Origin of the sequence: Sphaerisporangium sp. NPDC049003, from assembly GCF_043197795.1 — a bacterium.
GTDB lineage: Bacteria > Actinomycetota > Actinomycetes > Streptosporangiales > Streptosporangiaceae > Sphaerisporangium.
Window position 1 is genome coordinate 30,717 of record NZ_JBICTU010000024.1, and the last position, 22,267, is coordinate 52,983.

Genomic DNA, 22,267 nt, shown 5'->3' on the forward strand with positions numbered 1-22,267 from the left:
TACTTTCCGTACATCTCCGCGTCGCCTCCGGGTCACCCCTCCGGTGGTCACTCGCCACGACGCGCGCGGGCACGGCGCTTGCCCTCGTGCATCGCCTGGACGCGGGCCACCGGGATCGTGTGCCCCTCCTCGACCAGGTCGTCCGGCAGCCGCTGGGGCGCGGGCATCTGCTCGGCCCAGGGATCGCCGTCGCCCAGCAGCCCCGCCGCGGTGCGGACGGTGAAGTCGGCGGGTGTGACCCGGTCGAGGTCGTCCCAGGTGACCGGGAAGGACACCGGCGTGTCCGGACGGATGCGCGGGCTGTAGGCGGCCACCACCGTCGCCCCGCCGGCCCGTGTGGAGTCGAGGAACACCTTGCCCTCGCGGTCCTCGCGGATGAAGGCCGTGGTGGCGATCGACGGGTCGACGCGCTCGGCGCGGGCGGCCAGGGCGCGGGTGGCCGCGGCCAGGTCCTCGGGCGCGATCCCCTCCTCCACGGGCACGAAGACGTGCAGGCCCTTGGCCCCGCTGGTCTTCACCGCGCCCGCCAGCCCGGCGTCGTCCAGGGCCTGGCGGACCAGGCGCGCGGCCCCGACGGCCAGCGGGAACGCGTTCTCCTCCGGCGGGTCGAGATCGAGCACGAGGTGGGTGGGGTGCTCCCCCCGGAACAGCGCCGGGTGGTACTCCACCGCCCGCTGGTTGGCGAACCACAGCAGGGTGCGGCGGTCGTCGCACAGCGCGTAGGACACCTCCCGGTGCGAGGCCTCCGCCCACACCGAGATCGTGCGCACCCACGAGGGGGTGTACTTGGGCACGTTCTTCTGCATGAACGCCGGCTGCCCCGGCCGTATGCGCATCACCGACAGCGCCCGGTCGCGCAGCACCGGGATGATGCGGTCGCGAACCGCGTCCAGGTAGTCGACCAGATCCCTCTTCGTCGCGTTCGCACCGTCGAACAGCGGCTGGCCGAGATTGGTCAGCGGCACTCCGTCCCGCGTCTCATCGCTGGTCACCCGCCCCACGATGCCCACCCGCGGGCGTGGGGTCAACAACGGCCCTGCCCGCCACACGTGCGAAACGATCACCGGGGAACGGCCGGGAAATGCAGAATCCCCAGGCCGATGACCTGGGGATCTGATGGTGGGCGATACTGGGATTGAACCAGTGGCCTCTACCGTGTCAAGGTAGCGCTCTCCCACTGAGCTAATCGCCCGTGCAAAACAGAGGTGGAGACGGGATTTGAACCCGTGTACGCGGCTTTGCAGGCCGCTGCCTCGCCTCTCGGCCACTCCACCGGGCTATGCCTCGTCTCCGCAAGGCATCTCCGAGCGGACGACGGGATTCGAACCCGCGACCCTCACCTTGGCAAGGTGATGCTCTACCAGCTGAGCCACGTCCGCATGATCGGCCGTGAACTCCCGGCCTCACGCAGAGAACTCTAGCGAATCCCGGCCAAGTCCCCAAACCGAGGGCCGCCGGCCCGCTCGGCGTACCAGGTGATCGCGGCCACGCGCCGCGGCGTCCGGCCGGGATCGCGAGGAGGATCCCACGCCGCCTCGCCGGTCTGGGGGACGGGGATCGCCTGGTCATAGGGCATGCTTCGACGCCGGTCCAAGCGTCCTTGGGTTAGCGTCGAAGCATGGTTGCGCACCACGTCGCGAGCGACGCCGACATCGCCCCGGTCGCGTCCTTGATCGCCGACCCCACGCGGGCCGCCGTGCTCACCGCGCTGCTGGACGGCCGCGCCCTGGCGGCGGGGGAGCTGGCGAGGCTGGCCGGGGTCAGCCCGGCCACCGCGAGCGCCCACCTGTCCCGGCTGCTGGCCGGCGGGCTGGTGACCGTGGTGAGCCAGGGCCGCCACCGCTACTACCGGCTGTCCGGCCCCGAGGTGGCCGAGATCCTCGAAGTGCTGGCACGGGTGAGCCCCCGACCGGCCGTACGGTCCCTGCGCCAGTCCCGCCAGGCGCGGCTGCTGGAGGAGGCGCGCACCTGCTACGACCACCTGGCGGGCCGCGCCGGGGTCGGGCTGCTCGCCGCGCTGGTCGAGGCCGGGCACCTGGTCGGCGAGGACGCCTACGAGGTCACGGCGGCGGGGGAGCAGGCCCTGGCGGAGCTGGGCGTCGACCTCGCCGGGGCGCGCGCGTCCCGGCGCGGCTTCGCGCCCGCCTGCCTCGACTGGACCGAGCGCCGGCCCCACCTCGGGGGAGCCCTCGGTGCCGCGATCACCCGCTCGCTCCTCGAACGCGACTGGTACCGGCACGGGCCGGTCAGGCGCGCGCTGGAGCTGACGGACCTCGGCAGGAAGGGGCTGGCCGCGATGTTCCCCTGTAAGGGGCTAACATCCAATACGCCAGTTACCTAAGCGAGAGAGTGACACCATGCGCGACATCGAGGTCGTGAACGTCGGTCCGGAACCACTGAGCTTCGGCGACGTCGTCAAGGTCGCCCGGCACGGTGCCGCCGTACGCCTCACCGACGAGGCGGTCACGGCCATGGCCCGCGCCCGCGCCCGTGTGGAGGAGCTCGCCGCGAGCCCCACCCCGGCCTACGGCGTCTCCACCGGGTTCGGCGCCCTCGCCACCCGCCACATCGACCCCGACCTCCGTGCCCAGCTACAGCGCTCCCTCGTACGGTCGCACGCCGCCGGGTCAGGCCCCGAGGTCGAGACCGAGGTCGTCCGCGCGATGATGCTCCTGCGCCTGCACACCCTGGCCACCGGGCACACCGGGGTGCGGCCCTCCACCGCCCAGGTCCTCGCGGGGCTGCTCAGCGCCGGGATCACCCCGGTCGTCCACGAGTACGGCAGCCTCGGCTGCTCCGGCGACCTCGCGCCGCTGTCCCACGTCGCCCTCGCCCTGATGGGGGAGGGGCCGGTGCGCGACCGCGACGGCGAGCTGAAGACCGCCCGCGAGGCGATGAAGCCGGCGGGCCTTGAGCCGGTCGAGCTGGCCGCCAAGGAGGGCCTCGCCCTGATCAACGGCACCGACGGCATGCTGGGGATGCTCATCCTGGCCCTGGACGACCTCGGGGCGCTGCTCAAGACCGCCGACGTCAGCGCCGCCATGAGCGTGGAGGCCCTGCTCGGCACCGACCGGGTGTTCGCCCCCGAGCTGCAGGCCCTGCGTCCCCATCCGGGCCAGGCGGCCTCCGCGGGGAACCTGCGGGCGCTGCTGCGCGACTCGGGGATCATGGCCTCCCACCGGGACGACTCGTGCACCCGCGTCCAGGACGCCTACTCGCTGCGCTGCGCGCCCCAGGTGGCCGGGGCCGCCCGTGACACCGCCGCCCACGCCGCCACCGTGGCGGGCTGGGAGCTGGCCTCGGCCGTCGACAACCCCGTGGTCCTCGACGACGGCCGCGTGGAGTCCAACGGCAACTTCCACGGCGCGCCGGTCGGCTACGTGCTCGACTTCCTGGCGATCGCCGTGGCCGACGTCGCCTCGATGGCCGAACGACGCACCGACCGGATGCTGGACGTCGCCCGTAGCCACGGCCTGCCCGCGTTCCTCGCCGACGACCCGGGTGTCGACTCCGGGCACATGATCGCGCAGTACACGCAGGCGGCGATCGTCTCAGAGCTGAAGCGCCTCGCCGTGCCGGCCAGCGTCGACTCCATCCCCAGCTCGGCGATGCAGGAGGACCACGTCTCCATGGGCTGGTCGGCCGCGCGCAAGCTCCGCCGCTCGCTGGACGGGCTCACGCGCGTGCTCGCCATCGAGGTCCTGACCGCCGCCCGCGCCATCGAGCTCCGCCGGCCCCACCGCCCCGCCCCCGCGACCGGCGCCGTGGTCGACGCCCTGCGCCAGGAGGTACCCGGGCCAGGCCCCGACCGCTTCCTCGCCCCCGAGATCGAGTCCGTCGTCCGCCTGGTGGCCAACGGCACCGTCCTGTCATCCGCCGAGTCCGTCACCGGCCCCCTCGCCTGAGCAGCCTCTGCAGCCTCTGAGCGGCGTCTGAGCAGCGTCTGAGTGCGGCCCCGGCGGTTCCGAAGGCGGGCGGCCGGGCGTCGTGCCCGCCGAAGATCAGGAGCCGGGTCGCTCGGGCGGCTCGGGCCGTTCAGGGCCCGCGATCTCCTCGTCATCCCTCAGCTTGCTCGCCTCGTGCTTGAAGATGCGGAGCGACTGCCCGACCGACCTGGCGGCGTCGGGCAGTCTCCTCGCACCGAAGAGCATCACGAATACCGCGGCGACGATAAGCCAGTGCCACGGGCTCAGTTCCCCCATGCCGAATCTCCTTGCTGAGCGCCTATCACACCAGCGTAGAACCTCGGTGACCAGCTGTGATCCCGGGTACCCTCCATTCGGAGGGGAACGCCGCAAACCTCGCCGGACACCCCGAGCACGTCGTGGCGCGCGCGAGAGGTCGGTCTCCGGCCCGCCGCCGGCGGCGCTGCCCCGTGCGGCGCCGCTGCCCTCGGCCGAGACGCTCCTCGGCCTCCTCCGGCGAGAAAAGGTGTCAATTGCGGTCGCGTAGCAGGCCGTGCCTCATGGCGAGGACGACGGCCTGCGTGCGGTTGGGGCAATTCAGTTTCAGCAGGATATTTCCGACCAGGCGTTTCGCGCCGTGCAGGGAAACGGAAAGGCGCTGCGCGATCTCCTTGTTGCTCAGCCCGTCCGCGAGCAGCTCAAGGGCGTCCTGTTCTCTCGGCGTCAGCTCGGCGAAACGCGGATGGGAGGTTTTCAGAATGCGTATCGCGGAGTCGAACACCTGCGAGACGATTTCCGTCGGCATCGGCGTCTCGCTGCGTGAAACGCGTATCAGGGCGTCTTCCAGCCGACGCTTGGTCAGGTCGCGCTGCAGGATGAAGCCGTCCGGCCTGAGGGACACCAGTTTCTCGGGGTCCTTCGCGCTGACGTCGTCCACGAAGGCCAGCACCCGTATGTTCGCCGCCCGCGCGGCCGGCACGACGCGCATGGCCGTGGCCCATTCGGCATAGGAGATGATGACGATGTCGAGCGAGCCCAGCCCGTTGCCACCCGAGTATGCGGACTGTTTCGCGATCTCCCGTACGGTTCGCACCGTCATTATGTCGTGCAGGGCCACCTTGAGGCCATAACGGAGGATTTCGTTCTCACAAACTATTCCAACGTCAAGCTTCCTGCTTATTCGATCGTCGATCTTTGTTCTACTTGGTTGTTCCACTCAATCCCCCGTATGTTGGGCGGGCCAAGTACTTATAGATGGATTATGGGACATGTGGTGTAGATGTGCAATAACCAGTCTCAAGTGTCTCTGTTAGTACACGACATCCGTCCCACATGTCCCATAACGGAATTTACGGACAGTCAGGAAGAAGTCGCCGAACCGCCGCCCCGTGCCGCCGGACGCCCGAAGCCGGGGTCGCGGAGCGACCGCAGGCCCCCGGCCGCCGCTCCCGCCGCGATCGCCACGTTGATCAGGAAGTGGATGCCGGCGAATCGCCCGAGGAACCGCGGCCCCCGCCTGCGGAGGACGAAGCGGTAGAGACCGGGGTTGGAGCAGGCGAACACCGCGGCCGGCAGCAGGGGCAGCGCCGCCAGCTTCCGCGAGACGAGGAACGCCGGGAGGGTGGCCACGGTGAGCGAGGCCATGGCGACGCCGAGGGTGCTGTTGGGCCGCAGCGCGCCCGGCCGGTTCCTGTGCGCGGCCACGAACGGGATCATGAGCTGTGACCTGCGGTACTGCTCGGAGAGCAGGTCGGGCAGCCGGTCCTCGTCGTCGTGGTAGACCACCACCTTGTCGCTGAGGCCGATGCGGTACTTCGCCGACAGCCGCTCGCTGTACTCGACGTCCTCGAAGTCGCGCAGGGACTCGTCGAACGGCCCGACGTCCTCGAAGACCGACCGGTGCATCGCCGCGGCCTGGAAGTAGACCGTCACGGTGGGTCCCGCCGCGCGCATGCGGGCGAAGTGGGCGAGCATCGTCATGACCCACTCGACCGGCCCGTCGTCGATCATCGGTTCGGGCGCGATGATCCCGTGTACGCAGTCGTAGCCGGCCTCGTCCCGCAGCGCCCTGACCGCCTGCTCGATGGCGTCGGACGCCAGCGCCTGGTCGGAGTCCATGAAGAACAGGATGTCGCCGGTGCTGGCGGCCACCCCCGCGTTGCGGGCCGCGGAGACCCCGCGGTTGCGCGGCGCCCGTACGAGCCGGCACGGGAACCGCTCGGCGATCTCGGGGGAGCCGTCGGTGCTGGCGTCGTCGGAGACGATCACCTCGTACGGGGGCAGGGTCTGGGCGAACACCGATTCCAGGCAGGCCTCCAGGGTCTTCGCGTAGTTGTAGTTCGGGATGATGACCGAAACCCTGGGCGCGTTGACGGAAGCTTCCATGAGGCACCTTTCAACGAACAATTTCTACGGGTCGAGCGGGCGGTCAGGCGATCTTCTTCTGGGCGTTTCCTGGAATCCCCGGTTTCGCGCCCAGGGACTGGAACAGGTCCTCGTAGGCGTCGAGGCAGGCCTGGAGCCCGAACTTCGCACGGGCGTCGCGCGCGCCCGTCGCCCGGCGTTCCACGGGCAGGTCACGCAGTTCCTGGATCGCCTGGAATATCGCGGCCGGGTCCCTGGGCGGTATCACGCGGCCGAATCCGGTGGCCGTCACCGGGACCCGGCCGCCGGGGATGTCGGTGGTGACCGAGGGGATTCCCGCCATCATCGCCTCCGCCTGGACGATGCCGAAGGACTCGGATATCGACGGGAGGGCGAACACGTCGATCGAGGCGTAGAAGTCCCTCATCTGCCGCCCGTTCAGCAGCCCGAGAAGCCGGACGCGCGGGTCGTCGCCGATGGCCCGCCTGACGCTCTCGATGTCGCTGCCGCCGGCGACGTCGATGTAGTCACCGGCGAGGAGGAGACGGGCGTCCTGATCGGGCAGGCGGCGGAACGCCCGCACCAGGTACGCGAGGCCCTTCTCCGCGGCGATGCGCCCGGCGAACCCCACATGCAGGCCGGGCCCCTCCCGGTAGGAGGGGCTGCCCCCCGTGCGGTCCTGGCAGGGGGCCGGGATCGCGTGGACCCGGGAGCGGCGCATGGTGGGCCACAGGCGCGAGTGCCGGGCCTGGTCGTCGCTGTTCACCACCACCGCGGCCGACCGCCGCATCGCCATCCGCGCCGAGGTGTCCACGGCCCCGATCACCGCCGGGCTCACCAGGGACGGCCTCAGCCACAGGTCGATGTGGTAGGTGGTGACCACAGGGGTGGGCGCGCAGAGCCGGGCGATGGGACCCGCCTCCAGCATGGGGATGTGCAGGTTGGCGACGCTGGACGCGCGGGCCACCTGCCCCGCGACGAACGGCAGCGACAGGCTCACCGGCCCCCGGCTGATCGTCGTGACGACGGGGCAGCGGAAGATCTCGACGCCGTTGCGGCGCTCCCGCCGGGGAAGGGACCGCTTGTGCTGGGAGGCCACCACGGCCACCCGCCACCCCCGCCCGGCGAGCCCCTCGGCGATCTCCCGCGCCGAGTCGGTCAGGCCGCTGACGTAGGGGGAGTAGTAGTTGAGGATGACTGCGAGGTCGAAATCCGCCATCGAGGTTCATCTCCTTGGTTGCCGTCAGGGCGTATGCGTAGGTGGGCGACGAGCAGCGCGGCTCCCGCCACGGCGATCTCGGTGACGGTGCAGAGCAGCCGGCTGGCCAGAACGACGCTGCCCGCCGCCGGAAGGGGGAGCACCCCGGTCAGGGCCGCCAGCAGGATCGCCTCGCGGACGCCGAGGCCGTCGGGCACCAGCACCATGAGGTAGCCGATGACGGCGGCGCCCGCGAAGGCGCCCACGCAGGCCAGGAGCGACGGGAGCGGCGGGGCGCCCATCGCGATGGCCAGGAACCACACGTGCGTGCTCGACACCAGCCACGACAGCGTCTGCATGGTGATCGCCCGGCGCACGCTCCCGTCGGGCGCCCTGGTCACCGGTTCCGGCCGCCGGAGCAGCCGCGCGGCCACTCCGATGAGGCGGTGGGCGAGACCGGGGCGGGCGAAGAAGACCACGACCGGCAGGGCGGCCAGCGCCATCCAGACGCTGTTCCCGCCGAACACGCTCGGCGCCGCGAGCAGCCCGGTCATCAGGCCCGTCAGGGACGCGACGGCGATGTTCAGCACGTAGAGCGCCGCCATCTGCGCCGGGGTGATCCCCACGGTCCTGCCCATGCGCATGTTCGCCAGCAGCGTCCACACCCGGCCTGGCACGAACTTCGCCAGGAAGCCCACGAAGAAGACGCGGGCACCCTCCCACACCCCTGCCCGGGAGCCGAAACCGACCACCAGCGCCCGCCACGAGAGCATCCCGAACCACAGCCCCACGGCGTTGGTGACGATCGCGGCGCCGATCAGCAGGAGCGCGCGCGGCTCGGCCAGGGTGGCGAGCAGTGCCCAGTCCTGGTCCTTCAGCGTCAGGACCACGAACGCGGCGACCGTCAGCACCGCGACCGCGGTGAGCGCCGCGCGCAGCCTCGCGATCATCGGCGCACCGAGACGGACAGGGACTGGGCGAGGTGGTCGGACATCCCATTGGACGGGGTGAAGTGGTAGCCGGTGACGTCGAGACCTCCTTGGGAGAGCACCCAGTCGAGCCGCCACAGCCGCGGCATGCCCTCCGTCGGCCAGCTCAGGGGCAGGGGGGACGGGCCGGCCGGGTTGTGGCACCGCGACCGTTCGCACAGCCTGCGCACGTCAGCCATCAGCGACGTCGAGTTGAAGTCACCGGCGATGACCGCGGGGTTCCCGTTGGCCGACAACTCCGCGCTCAGCGTCCGCAGTTCTGCTTCCCTGCGGTGGTACTGGTCGTGGACCACCCGGTAGAAGGCAGGTGAGAACGGGCTCAGGCGGATGTCCACCTGGACCGCGAGATGCACGTTGTAGAAGGACACCAGGTCGCCCCCGACGCGGACGTCGGTGCGCAGCGCCTTGGTGGTGTAGTAGTCGCGCCAGCCGGTGCCCGCCGGCGGCGCGCTCCCGTCGGCGGTGGACATCAGGGCCGAGGCGTCCACGGGACGCGAGGCGGCTATCGGAAAGCGGGAGATGGTGACCAGCTCGCCGGCCGCCGCGACGTGGTAACCGGGGAACTCCCGCCTGATCCGCCGCAGGTCGTCGATCCTGATCGGGTCGTCGGAGAAGTAGAGGTACTCCTGCAGCAGGTACACGTCGGCACGCTGCGCGCGCAGGTAGGAGTAGAAGGCCGCCGGATCCTCCCCCTGGTGCCAGTAGCCGGTGTTCCAGGAGAAGACCTTCACCGCCCCGGGGGCGGCGCCGGCCGCCCCCGGGAGACCGAGCCCCGACAGCGGCACGCCCAGTACGAGCGTGGCCGCCAGCACCACCGCGAGCGGCAGCCGCACCGCGCGGGCCGCCAGCGGGGTGAGGGCGAGAAGCAGGACCGGGACGACGAGCACGACCACAGGCGGGGCGAGCTCGACCACGAGCCACAGCCACCACCGCCCGCTCACCAGGGCGTGGACGAGAAGGAGCGCCGCCCACGCCAGGGCCGCGGTGACCAGGAGCCGGGTGCCGAGACACCAGCGCGCCGGTGGGACCGCCCGCCGCGACGTCGGCTGCTCGGCGACCGTGGTCACGAGAGCCCCCCGAGGCCGCCGACGCCCAGCAGGACGGCCAGCAGGCCCGCGCTCAGCAGGGCGGTGCTCACGATCACCCGGTCGCGCAGCAGCGCGCGCACCGGATCGCCGTCCACCCCCTGGAGGGTCAGGATCCGCAGGTAGCGGAAGAGGCCGAACAGGCTCAGCGGCACGAGCAGGAGCGTCGCCAGGTTGTCGGGAGCGGCCGAGGAGGCGTCACCGCCCAGGAAGAGCAGGAACGAGACCGCGGCCAGTCCCGCGCTGAGCGTGAGCATCTGGTCGACCAGCGCGGCGGAGTAGCCCGCCAGCGCCGGGCGGTGCGCCGACCCCGCGTCGTCGATCTCCCTGCGTCGCTTGCCGAGGATCAGGGTGAGACACAGGAAGAAGACGCAGAGCAGCAGCCAGACCGACGGAGCCGCGCCGACGGCCTGGTACCCGGCGACGATGCGCGCCTCGAACCCGAGCACCACGACGAACAGGTCGACCACCGGCACGTGCTTGAGCCAGACGCTGTAGAGCACGTTCAACGCCAGGTACCCGGCGACGGGCCACGCCAGGCCCGGTGACACCACGGCCAGCAGCACGACGAGCAGCGCCGCCAGCGCGCAGCCGGCGCCGGCCGCCAGCGCCACCGAGACGCGCCCGGCCGCGATCGGGCGGTGGCGCTTGACCGGATGCCTGCGGTCGCGGTCGCGGTCGGCGATGTCGTTGCCGACGTAGACGACCGACGAGGCCAGGATGAAGATCAGCACGGCCCCCGCCAGGCGGGCGAGCGAGGGCGGGTTCCAGGCCGGCGGGTGCACCAGGGGCAGGGGGACCACCAGAAGGTTCTTCACCCACTGGTGGGGTCGGAGCAGGACGAGCAGGTCACGTGCCGGCCTCCGGTGCTCTCGCGCCGGATGGACCGTCACGGGCGGCAGATCCAGGGGAGTGCTTGACATACCTCACCTCCGGCGACCGTCAGAAGAAGACTTTGGACATCGCGAGCACGCCCTGGCGCCACGGCTCGCGGCTGGTGCGCCCGGTGCCCCGGGCCGCCGGCTCGGCCCGGTGCCGCCGCCACCAGTCGTACGTGCGCAGGATCGCCTCCTGGTTGGAAAGCCGGGGGGTGAACCCGAGCCGGTCCTGCGCCTTGCCGATGCTCACGTAGGAGTCGGCGAGCAGCTTGTACAGGAGCCTTCCGTACACCGGCGAGAGCTTGAAGCGTTCGAGCAGCCGCAGCACCCCCACCGCCGCGTGGGCCGGGACCGACACCACGCGCCTGCCCCGGCCGGCGGCGTCGAGGACGGACTGGAAGTCCTCCCTGATGGTCCCGAAACGGGCCGCGCCCAGGTTGTAGGTGTCGTTGGCGACCTCGTCGGGGGCGGCGAGGACGGTGGTGACGGCGTCGACGAGGTCCTCCAGGCCGAGCATCTGGATGCGCACGTCGCCCCGGCCGAGGACGGGGAAGTTGCGCCCTTCCTCGGCCCACTCGAAGAGCATCGAGAACAGCCCCATGCGACCGGGGCCGAGGAACGTCTTGGGACGCAGGACGCTCACGCACATCCCGTCGGCCCGGTACTTCTCGGCGAGCTCCTCCGCCTCGGCCTTGGCCGCGCTGTAGGTGTCGACGGGCTCGCGGGGATGGTCCTCGGTCGTCGGCACCCGCTTCGGCAGCCCGTACACCGCGGTCGAGGAGATGTGCACGACCCGCCGGACGCCCGTGTCGCGGGCCGCGCGCAGGACGGCCGTGGTGCCGCCGACGATGATCGAGCGGATCTGGTCGGCGGGGTAGCTCGGGAGCGCCGCCGCGCAGTGCACCACCATGTCGGCGCCGGCGAAGGCCGCCTTGACCGCCGGCACGTCGCGGATGTCGGCCCTGCGCGGCGTGAGGCCGGGCTCGGGGGCGATCTCCCGCAGGTCGAGCCCGCACACCTCGGCGCCGTCGGCGAGCAGGCGGGCCACGAGGCTGGAGCCGAGGATCCCGGCGGCCCCGGTCACCACGACACGGGAGGGCGGGGAGGGGTTCACCATAGCGAGCTCACCTTCTCCTTGAGGAAACGGCTCAGGAGCCGGGGGATGCCCTGCGCGAGCGTCGCGTCCAGGGCCGCGAGGAAGCGCTCCATCTCTTCCGGCTCGGCCACCAGCGGGGGGCCGACGACCAGGGGGCTGCGCCCGTTGAGCGTGTAGTAGGCGTAGATGTCGTGCTCGCGGTAGAGCGTGTCGATCACCGAGCAGGCGACCAGCTTCGTGCGCAGGAGCGGGTCCTTCAGGGGCGGCAGCCTCCCGGCCAGGTCGAGCACCTTGGGCCCGCCGGACAGGAAGAGGCCCCACAGGGCGCCGGCGCCGCACACCTCCGAGACCTGGTCGGGGTATTTCACGCGGATGCGGTCGAGACCGGGACGGAGTACGTCCTCAAGCGCGCGCGCACGCGCCGGGTAGTCGTCCTCCACGGCGATGTTGACGGCCTCGATGGCGGTCGCCGCCTCCTCGCCGAAGCCGTAGTAGGTGGTGCTCGTGCTCTGGATGAGGGCGTCGGCCATGTTGTCGTACGCCTTGCGGAATATCGGCTCGCGGGCGATGAACGCGGAGATCGAGGACTTTCCGCCGCCGAAGGACTTGGACGTCGTCAGCACGTCGGGAACGAGGTCCGGGTAGCGCATGAAATAGAAGAGGCTGCCGGTCTTTCCCCACCCGGTGTAGATCTCGTCGAAGATCAGGACGATCTTCTCGGCGGTGCACAGCTCCCGTACCCCGCGCACGAACTCTTCCGAGCACCACCTCATCGTCGAGGCGCTGAACGGCTCGATGAGCAGGGCGTACACGTCGCCGCGATGGGCGCGCAGCGCCGAACGGACCGAGTCGAGGTCGTCGTAGGCGAAGCTCGCGATGCCCGGGATGGTGGGGAAGGAGAAGCGGTTCTGCGAGCTTCCGGTCAGGCCGCCCGAGCCCAGCAGCTTGCCGTGGAAGCTGATGTCCGAACGCAGGACAGTGCCGCGCCGGCCACGGTGGTACTTGTAGGCCAGCTTGACGGCTCCCTCGACCGCCTCGGCGCCCGAGTTCGGGAAGAACGACATGGTGAGGTCGCCGGGGAGCACCTGGGCGAGGTTGTGGCCCAGCGCGGCGAGATAGGGGGAGAAATAGGTCTTGTGCACCTCCATCCGGCGGTCCTGCTGGAACTTCGTCCGGGCCGCGAGGATGCGCGGGTGGTTGTGCCCGTGGTTGAGGACCCCGACGCCGCCGGTGAGGTCCAGGACGCGGCGGCCGTCCTTCATGTACAGGTAGGCGCCCTCGGCGTGTTCGACCAGCTCGCGGCCGAAGCCGAACGAGGTCATCAGCGAGACCTGGCTGCGGTTGACATACTGGCGGTACATCTCGTGGATCTGGTCGACGTCCAGATCCTCGGCCTGCTTCAGGGAAAGAAGCTCCTGCATCTGATTCCCTTCATCACGATGGCGAGCGCCGGGCATGGGTGCGAAACCCCCGGCGTGCGTGGGTGCGTGCGTGCGTGGTCATGCGGTACGTGCCGTACGTGGGCATGTGGATACGCGGTGCGAGGCGTGTCGGAACGTCCACCCGCGGCCGGGTGGGGTGACCTGGTGACGAGGCGGACCACGGCCGTGCGCACGCCGCGGCGGCGAGCGGCCGCCGTCATGCGTCGTTTCCGCCGGGGGCATGATGGGCCGGCCGGTCCGTCAGGACGACCGGCCGCCTCCCGGCCGGGGTCATCGCGTGGTCCGGTGGTGCCTTGTCGCGTGGAGCGGTACCGCGTCACCGCTCACCGCGCGGAACGGTGCCGCTTCACCGCTCACCGCTTCACCGCTCACCGCTTACCGCTTACCGATTCACTGCTTACCGATTCACCGTGCGGACCGGTGACAGGCCGATCGGCCGTCGATCATCAAGACCACCCTCCCGTTAATGCGTCAGCCTTGCGTCCGGAGTTCCGGACTCCATTTATTCCGGTCCCCTGTGCCGGTGGATCGTGGCGACTCCGCGGAACCGCGAATCGTCAACGTCTGAAGCATGACCGACGGCGGATCAGTGCGGGAGGTTCCAACGCTCGCTCTAAGGAGGTAGCCATTCGGCGCGCCCCGGCGGTCACCGCGCCGGCCGCCGCGGTCTGCGGCGGCCGGCCGGGGACGCGCCCATCAGGACGTACGGCCCATGGCGTGCCCATCAGGACGTACGAATCAGGGCATGCGGGTCGAATCGTGCGGGTCAGGCGGTCTCGTCGAGGCGCCGCCGCTGCTCGGAGGAAAGGGTGAACGCCACTCCGGTGACGGCCTCGCTCAGCTGCCCGGCATCGCTGACCCCGACGATCGGCGTCACCGAGGGGCTTCCCCCGGTCAGCCAGGCCAGCACCACCTGGTTGCGGGTGATCCCCAGCTCGGCGGCGACCTCGGCGAGCACGGCCAGCCGCCGGGTGGTGCCCGGATGGTCGTAGGCCTCGATCAGCGGGCGGTCCTCACGGACGTAGGCGCCGTTCAGGAGCGCGGTGTAGGCCCACAGGGCCATTCGCGGATCGGAGGCCACGTAGTCGAGGACCTCCTCGCCGACCCAGCCGAAGCGGTGGTTCTGGTCGGGCACCGGCGCGTCAGGACGCGGTTTGACGTAGGAGTGGCGCAGCTGGAGCGCCGTGTATCCCTCCCACCCGTTGGACTCGGCGATCCGCCGGGCGCGCTCCACCCGCCAGACGGGATGGTTGGACGCGCCAAGACGCCCGACCAGCCCCGCCTCCACCAGCTCGGCCAGCGCGCCCGCCGTGTCCTCCAGCTGCGCCGACCTGTCCTCCATGTGCGTCCAGTAGAGGTCGACGCGGTCGGTGCCGAGACGCCGCATGCTGCCTTCCAGCGCCGCCTTGATCGCCGGACCCGACAGGCCCTCACGGTTGGCGGGCCACTCGCCGTCCCCTCCCGGTTCCGCGCCGACCTTCGTGCTGATGTACAGCTTGTCGCGGAGTCCGGGACGGCGTGCCAGCCATCTGCCGATCACCTCTTCGCTCTGCCCGCCGAAGCCGCTCGGGTCGGCCCAGAACGAATAGCAGTTCGCGGTGTCGATCATCGTCCCGCCCTCCGCCACGAACCGGTCAAGCAGGTCGAACGACGTTCGCTCGTCAAGTCGGGTGCCGAAGTACATCGCTCCCAGGGCGAGGTTCACCTGTGCCACGGCATGCTCCTTGGTCGGGAATCGGAATGGAAAGCCGAGTCTGACATCCGGAGTGACTTCGATGTCAAGGCCATCTGGCGATCTTGGTCGGCCGGTCGGGCGCGGGGAGGCCGGTGGCGCGAGGCGGGTTCCGGGGCGCGGGAGAATGGAAGGGTGTATTTCGCCCATGTCGGAGGCCGATTGGCCACCGGGCTGCGTGACGTGACCACCGATCTCGGAGCCCTCGACGGCGCAGGCTGGTGGGCCGTCGTGGTGACCTACGAGGGCAAGGTCACCTGTGCCCGGTTCGACGAGGTACGGCCGGCGCCCCTTCCCCAGGCCCGCGGGCCCTGGCCCGCCTCGCTGCGCTGGACCAGCTCGCTCGACCAGCGGGGGTACGAGGACGGCGTCCGGCGCATCCGCGACTACATCGGGCAGGGCGAGGTCTACCAGGCCAACCTGTGCCGGGTCCTCACGGCCGAGATCCCGCTCGACGCCGACCCGCTGGTGCTGGCCGGGCGGCTGGAGCGGGGCAATCCCGCGCCGTACGCCGCCACCGTGCGCGTGCCGGGCCTGACGGTCGTCTCCGCCTCGCCGGAGCTGTACCTGTCCCGCGCCGGGGACGTCGTCGAGTCCGGGCCGATCAAGGGTACGGGCGTGACCAGGGACGACCTGCTCGAAAAGGACTACGCGGAGAACGTGATGATCGTCGACCTGGTGCGGAACGATCTCGGCAGGGTCGCCGAGGTCGGCTCGGTCACGGTTCCGGCCCTGTGCGCGGTGGAGGAGTACCCGGGCCTGGTACACCTGGTGTCGACCGTTCGGGCCACGCTGGAGCGTGGACTCGGGTGGCCCGAGCTCTTCTCGGCGACCTTCCCGCCCGGCTCGGTGACCGGTGCGCCCAAGTCCTCGGCGCTGCGTATCATCAATGAGCTCGAACCTGAGCCCCGGGGGCCGTACTGTGGGGCAGTGGGCTGGGTCGACGCCGGCAGGCGCGAGGCCGCGCTGGCCGTGGGCATCCGCACGTTCTGGATCGAGCGTGACCTCATCCACTTCGGCACGGGAGCCGGCATCACGTGGGGCTCCGATCCGGGGCGCGAGTGGCGCGAGACCGAGTTGAAAGCGTCCCGGCTCATCGCGCTCGCGTCCGGGAGTGCCTGACGGCCGTCCCGGCTCGCCTCCGGGAGGGCACGGTCGGCAACACCTCGCAAAAAGGGAGATCTCACGATGAACGTTCCGGTCTGGGTCAACGGGGAACTGATCGATCCCACGCAGGCCAGCGTCTCCGTCTTCGACCACGGGCTGATGGTCGGCGACGGCGTTTTCGAGACCATCAAGTGCGTGAACGGCGAGTCGTTCGCCCTCACCCGGCACCTCGACCGTCTCACGCTCTCCGCCGAGCGCCTCGGCCTGCCCGCGCCCGACGTGGACGCGATCGCCGACGGCATACGGGCGTGCCTGGCGCAGGCGCCACCGTGGCCGCTCGGCCGCATCCGCGTCACCTACACCAGCGGTAGCGGCCCGCTCGGCTCCGACCGGGGCAACCAGGGCACCAGCGCCATCGTGATCGTCGGAGCGCAGGCGCCGTTCCCCGAGACCGCGAGCGTGACCGTGGTCCCGTGGCCGCGCAACGAGCGTGGGGCGCTGGCCGGGGTGAAGAGCACCTCCTACGGCGACAACGCCAAGGCCCTGGCCTACGCCAAGGAGCGCGGCGGCCAGGAGGCGATCTTCGAGAACCTCGCGGGCGACCTCTGCGAGGGCACCGGCAGCAACATCTTCATCGTCAGGGACGGCCACCTCGTCACCCCGACCCTCGCCTCCGGCTGCCTGGCCGGTGTGACGCGCGCGCTGGTGCTCGAATGGCACGGCGGCGAGGAGGCCGACGTGCCGATCTCCGCCCTGTACGAGGCCGAGGAGGCGTTCCTCACCTCCACGACCCGCGACATCCAGCCGATCAGGCTTGTCGACGACACGGTGCTCGCGACCGCGCCCGGCCCCGTCACCGCCAAGGCGATGCGTGTCTTCGCGGAGCGGAGCGCGGCCGACGTCGACCCGTGATCACTCGGGGTACGACACCTGGGTCTGGGCGTTGAGCTCGTCCACCTTGACGGACTTCGCCGGATCGGTGAGCGGATCGTCGATCGCGATGACGTCCAGGCCCTTGGTGATGTCGCTGGAGTAGATGTAGCCGTTGTAGTAGTACGCCGACCACGAGCCGCCCAGCCTGGGCTCACCGGAGGTGTTCAGCGGGCCCCGGTCGACGTACGCGATCTCCTTGGGGTGGTCGGGGTCGGTGAAGTCGATCACCGAGACCCCGCCCTGGTACCACGCCTGGACCATGATGGTCTTGCCGGGCACCGGGAGCAGCGAGCCGTTGTGCGCCACGCAGTTCTCGGTCTCGGTCTGGTGACGCGGGATCTTGAAGTACCCCCTGCGCTGGAGCTTGCGGTCGCCGGTGATGTCGTACACCGCGTCGGCGCCCCGGGTGGGCCCGGTCTTGGCGTCGCACGTCGGGGCGATGCCGCCGCCCAGCTCGTCGGAGAAGATCACCCTGGTCCCGTCGTTGGTGAACGTCGCCGAGTGCCAGACGGAGAAGTTCTCGGTGTCGGTGATCTCCTGGAGCACCTTGGGCCGCGCTCTGTCGGAGATGTCCATCAGGATGCCGTTCCCGAGGCAGGCTCCGGCGGCCAGATCCTTCTCCGGGTACACCGTGATGTCGTGACATCCGCTGGTCGCTCCCGGCTGGGACTCGTCCTCGCCGTCGGTGAACAGCAGCGGCTGGGCGACGATCTTGGCCTGGGCGGGCGCGTCCACAGGGACCTCGATGATCGCGATGGAGTCGTGGGGCGGCTTGCAGTTCTTGGACTCAGAGTCCGGCCCGAAGGACGAGACGTACAGGTAGACCTTGCCGGCGTCCTTCCCGGGCACCAGCGTGTGGGTGTGCGAACCGCAGGACGTGGCCAGGGACTTCAGGTAGCGCGGGTGGGCCTTGTCGGAGATGTCGAAGATCCGGATGCCCTCCCAGCCCCCGAAGATGTCGCCGCTGCGGCTCTGGCAGGTCTCGTTGTCCCGGGGGTCGTCCACCGACAGGAAGAGCAGGTTCCCGGTGACGGAGATGTCGTTCTGGCCGCCGGGGCAGACCACGCGCGTGACGACCTTGGGCTTGGCCGGGTCGGTGATGTCGTGGATCGTGAAGCCCTCGTAGTTGCCGACGTAGGCGTAGTTCCCCTGGAAGGCGAGGTCGGTGCCCCAGGCATCCTCGCCGTCGAACGGCGCGGACAGCGGGACATTGGCCACGAGCCTGGCGTTGGCGCTGTGCTCCACCCCGCCCGACGCGGAGGCATCGGGGGACGACGAGGCTATCGAGTCCGCGGGGGCGGACGGTGGATCACCGGCACAGCCTCCGAGAAGGAGAACCACGCCCGCCACTGAAGCGAACGCCCCGATCCGCCACGTGCCCACAATGCCCCCTGTTGTCCGGCTGAATTTGGGAATGTGCCCCAGTATGGAAGCTATGGTGATCCGGCGCCGCGCGTGCGAGCTTTTTGTAACGGTTGTGCTGGGATCCGGGCTGGCTTCCGTGCTGACGGGCTGTGCGAGCGACGATCCCCGGCACGGCTCGCCCATCGTGGCGGGCGGCGGCGCCCCGGTGATCATCCCGGGCGCGCCGGGAGACGCGGGACGCAGGGCGACGCCGGGCGAGCGCGTCGGCCGGTCGGAGTCACGGCCGTCCGCCGCCGACGTCCTGTTCACGGAGCGGATGATCCCGCACCACCGGCAGGCGCTGGAGATGGCCGGCCTCGCTCCGTCCAGGACCTCCAACCCCGGCGTCCGGCGCATCTGCGAGCGCATCGCGGTCGGGCAGCGGCCCGAGGTGGGGGTGATGTCGCGGTGGCTGCTGGCGCTCGGCCGGGGGGTCCCCGCGGAGCACCCCGGGCACGAGGCCTCGCCGGGCCCGGACGTGTACGGCATGGCGAGCCTGGGGGAGATGAACCGGTTGCGCTCGTCGCGCGGCGCCGCCTTCGACGCGCTGCTCCTGCGGTTGATGATCAGACATCACGAGGGCGCCGTGAGGATGGCGGGGGAGGAGCTCTCTGGCGGTACCGACCAGATCATGCGGAAGCTGGCCCAGGATGTTGCCTCCGGCCAGCGTGTGGAGATCGACAGAATGCGGAAGCTCATGAAGTGACAAGCGGAGGGGGCCTTCGGGCGCCCGGCCCGGTCTTCGGTCAGGAGCTCCACAGCATGTTCGACAGCTCGTCGTCGAGGTCCATGAAGTCGGTCTCGCGGCCGGCTGCCACCAGGTCGTACGTGCGGTGCAGGAACTCGGTCAGCGGCGGCAGCGGGACCTCGAACAGCGCCTGCCCGAAGGGGGAGGTGAGGCTGATGTTCAGCGTGCGCTCGCCGTCGGCCCGCGCCGGCCACACCTGGACGTCGCCGTCGCCGACCCGCCGCACGATGCCCACGGTCAGCAGTTCGCGGGCGAAGATCCACTCGACCGGCTCGTCGTTCCCCACGTGGAAGGCCATCCTGATGGCGTACGGATCGTCGGCCGTATAGCTCAGGCCTGCCAGCAGGGGGACGGTGGTACGGTCGGGGACCACAAGTCGAAGGCCCAGCTCGGCAGAGACGGTGGCGTTCATCGTCAGCCAAACCTTTCGTCGGTGGGTCCCCTGCTCGGGGCTTGGGTTGCGGTGCTCTGAAGGACTTCGCTCGGAGCTATGTCTGCGAAACGAAGGAACCTCCAGGAGAGATTCCGCTCCTGAGCCCTTCTGTAACGCATATCACAGCGCGACATTTATGCCTCTACCTGGTCAAACATCGCTTAGAGGTGCCTGTTTGCAAGGGTTTTGCGTGTCGTTCCGGTCGTCCTACGGGGCATCTACGGGTGTCTCGGGGTAAAGATCATAAGTGGTGCGATTCGGATGAGTATGGGGCATGACGATGCTATGACAACAGGGCGCCACGCCGCCGGACTCCTGAGAACCTTTCGTGATCGGGTTGTCCCGCCGCTTCGCCAGCACCCCCCGGAGTGAGGTATGGTTTTCCCCGTCGGGCAAGGTCCTCCGAGCGGGGATCCCGGCACAGGAGGGCGATTAGCTCAGCGGGAGAGCGCTTCGTTCACACCGAAGAGGTCACTGGTTCGATCCCAGTATCGCCCACCGGCTCGCAGGCCGCTTCCCTTTGGGGAAGCGGCCTTCTTGATCTTCTGGGTGCGGGTGGGGTTCGCCCGTAGATCGTCGTGACCTCCCCGGAGCGATGAGCGCCCGGCCGCCGATCACTCGCGGGCGGGGCGAGGCTTCCCGGGCCGTCCAAGGATCTCCGAAGCCGCCGTGAGGGGGTTCGACGCCAGTCGGCTCCGGAGTGCGCGAGGTCCCCTGCCCCCCATCGCGCCGCGCCCGCCCCCGTGAACGCGCCGCCGTCGCCCGAGCCTCCCCACACCTGCGCCGTGAAGGCGGACGGGAAAGTTTCACCGGTCATTTTTCCGTGAATTCGTGACATCGCTCGCCCCGCATCGGTAAAAGTGGCAGGTAAATGCGTGGAGGCAGGGAACGGCGAGGGCGTCACGTCGTTATCCGATGACCGATGATCGTGGTGCCACATTGACGTAGGGGTGCGCCTGATCGGATTCTGGGGTGGGCGTCACCGGCCCCTGTCCACTGGCGAACAGGGCCCCGGGACACGCCGAGGTACAGGGACGGGATGCCAGGAAGACCCTGCAAGGGCGCAGGTAGCGCCGCTCTCCGTCCGGCCCGCTGGAGCCTCGGGCATCCGCCCGTCCGGCTTCGTGCCGCGCGGGCCGATGGCGACCGCGCCGTGCTTCGCCGAACGAAAAGAAAGGAGTATTCAGTCTTACCGGACTCCATGGAGGACTGATTTCACTGCGCCCGTCGCCGGCTTGCCCGGTTTTCGGGCCCGCTTCCCAGGAGCGGACGGCTCCCTGAATGCCCCACCCGATTCCAGGGGCGCATTTCATGTCGTCGCGGGCGCCGTAAAGGCGTGAACCCGGCCGGCGACCACCGTTCAACCGGCGGCTCCGATGGCGGTCCCGCACGGCCGTGGATCGGCCCGTGCGGTCGCGACGGGTGCCCGCCATCACGAGACCAAGAGGTGATCTCATGAACGTCGACCGGTTCGGCGGACCGGCACTCTCGCTGTTTCGCGTCGTCACGGGCCTGCTGTTCCTGTGCCACGGGCTGGCGTCGGTCTTCGGCGTCTTCGGCGGCAGCCGTGGCACGGGCCAGCCCATCCCGTTCGGCACCTGGCCCGGATGGTGGGCCGCGCTCATCCAGGTGATCTTCGGCGCGCTCGTCCTCGTCGGGCTCTTCACCCGCGTCGGCGCCCTGCTGTCGTCCGGGTCCATGGCGTACGCGTACTTCGTCGTGCACCAGCCCACGGCCCTGCTGCCCCTCAGCAACGGCGGCGAGCTGGCCGCGCTGTTCTGCTGGTCGTTCTTCCTCGTCGCCGTGCTGGGCCCGGGCACGTGGTCCCTGGACGCCGCGATCGTCCGTCACCGCGCGGGCGGGCTCGGCGCGTACGCACCGGAACCGGCGCGGGCGGGCCTGTAGAGGAGCACCCTGGCCCCGCCGCGCGCCGCGGCGGGGCCGTCGGCCTCGCGGGCACAGGCGGGAACCCGTGGGAACCCGTCGCCTCGCGCGGCCACGGAAGGAGAAGCGGGTCCTCACGCGAAGAAGATCCCAATGGAGGCTTGCGGTCTCCCTTCCGGCCCTTCATCGTGCGTGGGGTGACCTGACAACCGCCACAGAGGAGACGTTCCCCCGTGACCGACGACTCGTCCGCCCTCGGCCCCCGGCCGTCGCCCGTGATCGACACCACGGTGCCCCACTCGGCCCGCATCTGGAACTACTGGCTGGGCGGCAAGGACAACTACCCCGTCGACCGCGCGGCCGGTGACCAATATCGGCAGGTCTTCCCAGGAATCGATGACATCGCCCGCGCCCAGCGGTACTTCCTCGCCCGTGCCGTCCGTTATCTCGCCGGCGAGGCGGGCATCCGCCAGTTCCTCGACGTCGGCACCGGCCTGCCCACCGTCGACAACACCCACGAGGTCGCCCAGGGGGTGGCCCCGGAGTCGCGCATCGTCTACGTCGACAACGACCCCCTCGTGCTGGTGCACGCCCGTGCCCTGCTCACCAGCACTCCCGAGGGCGCCACGAGCTACATCGACGCCGACCTGCGCGAACCCGACAAGATCCTCAAGGCGGCCGAGGCGACGCTGGACCTCACCCGGCCCACCGCGCTGATCCTCATGGGCGTCCTCGGCCACATGTCCGACTACGAGGAGGCGCGCTCGATCGTGCGGTGGCTGATGGACGCTCTGCCGCCCGGCAGCCATCTGGCGATCGCCGACGCCACCAGCACCAGCGAGGCGTTCGAGCAGGCCCAGGACCAGTACAACGAGGGGGGCTCCGTCCCGTACCTCCTGCGCGCCCCCGAGGAGATCGCCCGCTTCTTCGAGGGCCTGGAACTGGTGGAGCCCGGCGTGGTCGAGCTGTCGCGGTGGCGCCCCGACCCCAGCCCGTTCGACACCGCCGTCCCGGTCGACGAGGTGTGCGGCGTCGCGCGTAAACCCTGACCCCTATTCGAGCTCGAACC

General features: G+C 70.3%; 20 protein-coding genes and 4 tRNA genes. 8 read left to right on the forward strand and 16 right to left on the reverse strand.

Annotated elements, in window-relative coordinates:
* Positions 1–47: 47 nt before the first annotated feature.
* The 4 genes from ACGFIV_RS25385 to ACGFIV_RS25400 form a co-directional block, all read right to left on the reverse strand.
* A complete protein-coding gene (locus ACGFIV_RS25385; protein WP_358552528.1) occupies positions 48–992 on the reverse strand; it encodes an ATP-dependent DNA ligase in 945 nt (314 codons plus the stop codon).
* Between the two features lie 125 nt (positions 993–1,117).
* Positions 1,118–1,192 (reverse strand) — tRNA-Val (locus tag ACGFIV_RS25390).
* A gap of 11 nt (positions 1,193–1,203) precedes the next feature.
* Positions 1,204–1,274 (reverse strand) — tRNA-Cys (locus tag ACGFIV_RS25395).
* A 32-nt stretch (positions 1,275–1,306) separates the two neighbouring features.
* Positions 1,307–1,379: transfer RNA gene (locus ACGFIV_RS25400), tRNA-Gly, on the reverse strand.
* Positions 1,380–1,618: 239 nt separating this feature from the next.
* Here ACGFIV_RS25400 and ACGFIV_RS25405 point away from each other — a divergent pair.
* Positions 1,619–2,341 (forward strand): metalloregulator ArsR/SmtB family transcription factor, encoded by a 723-nt coding sequence (locus tag ACGFIV_RS25405; protein WP_358552530.1) that lies wholly within the window; start codon positions 1,619–1,621, stop codon positions 2,339–2,341.
* A 16-nt stretch (positions 2,342–2,357) separates the two neighbouring features.
* Positions 2,358–3,905 carry a histidine ammonia-lyase gene (hutH, locus tag ACGFIV_RS25410; protein WP_358552532.1) on the forward strand — a complete coding sequence of 516 codons (1,548 nt, stop codon included), beginning with the start codon at positions 2,358–2,360 and terminating at the stop codon, positions 3,903–3,905.
* 96 nt (positions 3,906–4,001) lie between these two features.
* Here the strand turns inward: hutH and tatA are convergent, their stop codons facing one another.
* The 10 genes from tatA to ACGFIV_RS25460 form a co-directional block, all read right to left on the reverse strand.
* Entirely contained in the window at positions 4,002–4,202 is a 201-nt protein-coding gene (tatA, locus tag ACGFIV_RS25415; RefSeq protein ID WP_358552534.1) for a Sec-independent protein translocase subunit TatA, read from the reverse strand.
* 232 nt (positions 4,203–4,434) lie between these two features.
* Positions 4,435–5,022 (reverse strand): response regulator transcription factor, encoded by a 588-nt coding sequence (locus tag ACGFIV_RS25420; RefSeq protein ID WP_358552536.1) that lies wholly within the window; start codon positions 5,020–5,022, stop codon positions 4,435–4,437.
* A 242-nt stretch (positions 5,023–5,264) separates the two neighbouring features.
* A complete protein-coding gene (locus ACGFIV_RS25425) occupies positions 5,265–6,290 on the reverse strand; it encodes a glycosyltransferase family 2 protein (RefSeq protein WP_358552538.1) in 1,026 nt (341 codons plus the stop codon).
* Between the two features lie 43 nt (positions 6,291–6,333).
* Positions 6,334–7,488 (reverse strand): glycosyltransferase family 4 protein, encoded by a 1,155-nt coding sequence (locus ACGFIV_RS25430; RefSeq protein WP_358552540.1) that lies wholly within the window; start codon positions 7,486–7,488, stop codon positions 6,334–6,336.
* Positions 7,428–8,417: a lysylphosphatidylglycerol synthase domain-containing protein gene (locus tag ACGFIV_RS25435; RefSeq protein ID WP_358552542.1), complete on the reverse strand. Its 990-nt coding sequence runs from the start codon at positions 8,415–8,417 to the stop codon at positions 7,428–7,430. Before ACGFIV_RS25435 ends, ACGFIV_RS25430 begins: the two co-directional genes overlap by 61 nt.
* Positions 8,414–9,523, reverse strand: coding sequence for an endonuclease/exonuclease/phosphatase family protein (locus tag ACGFIV_RS25440; RefSeq protein WP_358552544.1), 1,110 nt, complete (start codon positions 9,521–9,523; stop codon positions 8,414–8,416). Before ACGFIV_RS25440 ends, ACGFIV_RS25435 begins: the two co-directional genes overlap by 4 nt.
* Positions 9,520–10,464: a UbiA prenyltransferase family protein gene (locus tag ACGFIV_RS25445; protein ID WP_392837995.1), complete on the reverse strand. Its 945-nt coding sequence runs from the start codon at positions 10,462–10,464 to the stop codon at positions 9,520–9,522. The genes ACGFIV_RS25440 and ACGFIV_RS25445 overlap by 4 nt, the downstream gene beginning before the upstream one ends.
* A gap of 19 nt (positions 10,465–10,483) precedes the next feature.
* Entirely contained in the window at positions 10,484–11,536 is a 1,053-nt protein-coding gene (locus tag ACGFIV_RS25450; RefSeq protein WP_392837996.1) for an NAD-dependent epimerase/dehydratase family protein, read from the reverse strand.
* Positions 11,530–12,936 carry an aspartate aminotransferase family protein gene (locus ACGFIV_RS25455; RefSeq protein WP_392837997.1) on the reverse strand — a complete coding sequence of 469 codons (1,407 nt, stop codon included), beginning with the start codon at positions 12,934–12,936 and terminating at the stop codon, positions 11,530–11,532. The genes ACGFIV_RS25450 and ACGFIV_RS25455 overlap by 7 nt, the downstream gene beginning before the upstream one ends.
* A 787-nt stretch (positions 12,937–13,723) precedes the next feature.
* Positions 13,724–14,671, reverse strand: coding sequence for an aldo/keto reductase (locus ACGFIV_RS25460; protein WP_392837998.1), 948 nt, complete (start codon positions 14,669–14,671; stop codon positions 13,724–13,726).
* Positions 14,672–14,824: 153 nt separating this feature from the next.
* Between ACGFIV_RS25460 and ACGFIV_RS25465 the strand changes: the two genes are divergently transcribed.
* On the forward strand, positions 14,825–15,811 hold the full coding sequence (locus ACGFIV_RS25465) for a chorismate-binding protein (RefSeq protein WP_392837999.1): 987 nt from the start codon (positions 14,825–14,827) through the stop codon (positions 15,809–15,811).
* A gap of 66 nt (positions 15,812–15,877) precedes the next feature.
* Positions 15,878–16,708, forward strand: a complete 831-nt coding sequence (locus ACGFIV_RS25470; RefSeq protein WP_392838000.1) for an aminotransferase class IV — start codon at positions 15,878–15,880, stop codon at positions 16,706–16,708.
* Here the strand turns inward: ACGFIV_RS25470 and ACGFIV_RS25475 are convergent, their stop codons facing one another.
* Entirely contained in the window at positions 16,709–18,070 is a 1,362-nt protein-coding gene (locus tag ACGFIV_RS25475; RefSeq protein ID WP_358552558.1) for a hypothetical protein, read from the reverse strand. It lies immediately after the preceding gene.
* Between the two features lie 160 nt (positions 18,071–18,230).
* Between ACGFIV_RS25475 and ACGFIV_RS25480 the strand changes: the two genes are divergently transcribed.
* Entirely contained in the window at positions 18,231–18,839 is a 609-nt protein-coding gene (locus ACGFIV_RS25480) for a DUF305 domain-containing protein (RefSeq protein ID WP_358552560.1), read from the forward strand.
* A 40-nt stretch (positions 18,840–18,879) separates the two neighbouring features.
* Here the strand turns inward: ACGFIV_RS25480 and ACGFIV_RS25485 are convergent, their stop codons facing one another.
* Positions 18,880–19,293 carry an SsgA family sporulation/cell division regulator gene (locus ACGFIV_RS25485; RefSeq protein ID WP_358552562.1) on the reverse strand — a complete coding sequence of 138 codons (414 nt, stop codon included), beginning with the start codon at positions 19,291–19,293 and terminating at the stop codon, positions 18,880–18,882.
* A 447-nt stretch (positions 19,294–19,740) separates the two neighbouring features.
* On the opposite strand from ACGFIV_RS25485, the gene ACGFIV_RS25490 reads away from it, so the two are divergent.
* From ACGFIV_RS25490 to ACGFIV_RS25500, 3 genes are all read left to right on the forward strand, one after another.
* Positions 19,741–19,812, forward strand: a tRNA-Val gene (locus ACGFIV_RS25490).
* A gap of 957 nt (positions 19,813–20,769) precedes the next feature.
* Positions 20,770–21,219 (forward strand): DoxX family protein, encoded by a 450-nt coding sequence (locus ACGFIV_RS25495; RefSeq protein WP_358552564.1) that lies wholly within the window; start codon positions 20,770–20,772, stop codon positions 21,217–21,219.
* A gap of 212 nt (positions 21,220–21,431) precedes the next feature.
* Positions 21,432–22,247, forward strand: coding sequence for an SAM-dependent methyltransferase (locus ACGFIV_RS25500; RefSeq protein ID WP_358552566.1), 816 nt, complete (start codon positions 21,432–21,434; stop codon positions 22,245–22,247).
* Positions 22,248–22,267 lie beyond the last annotated feature (20 nt).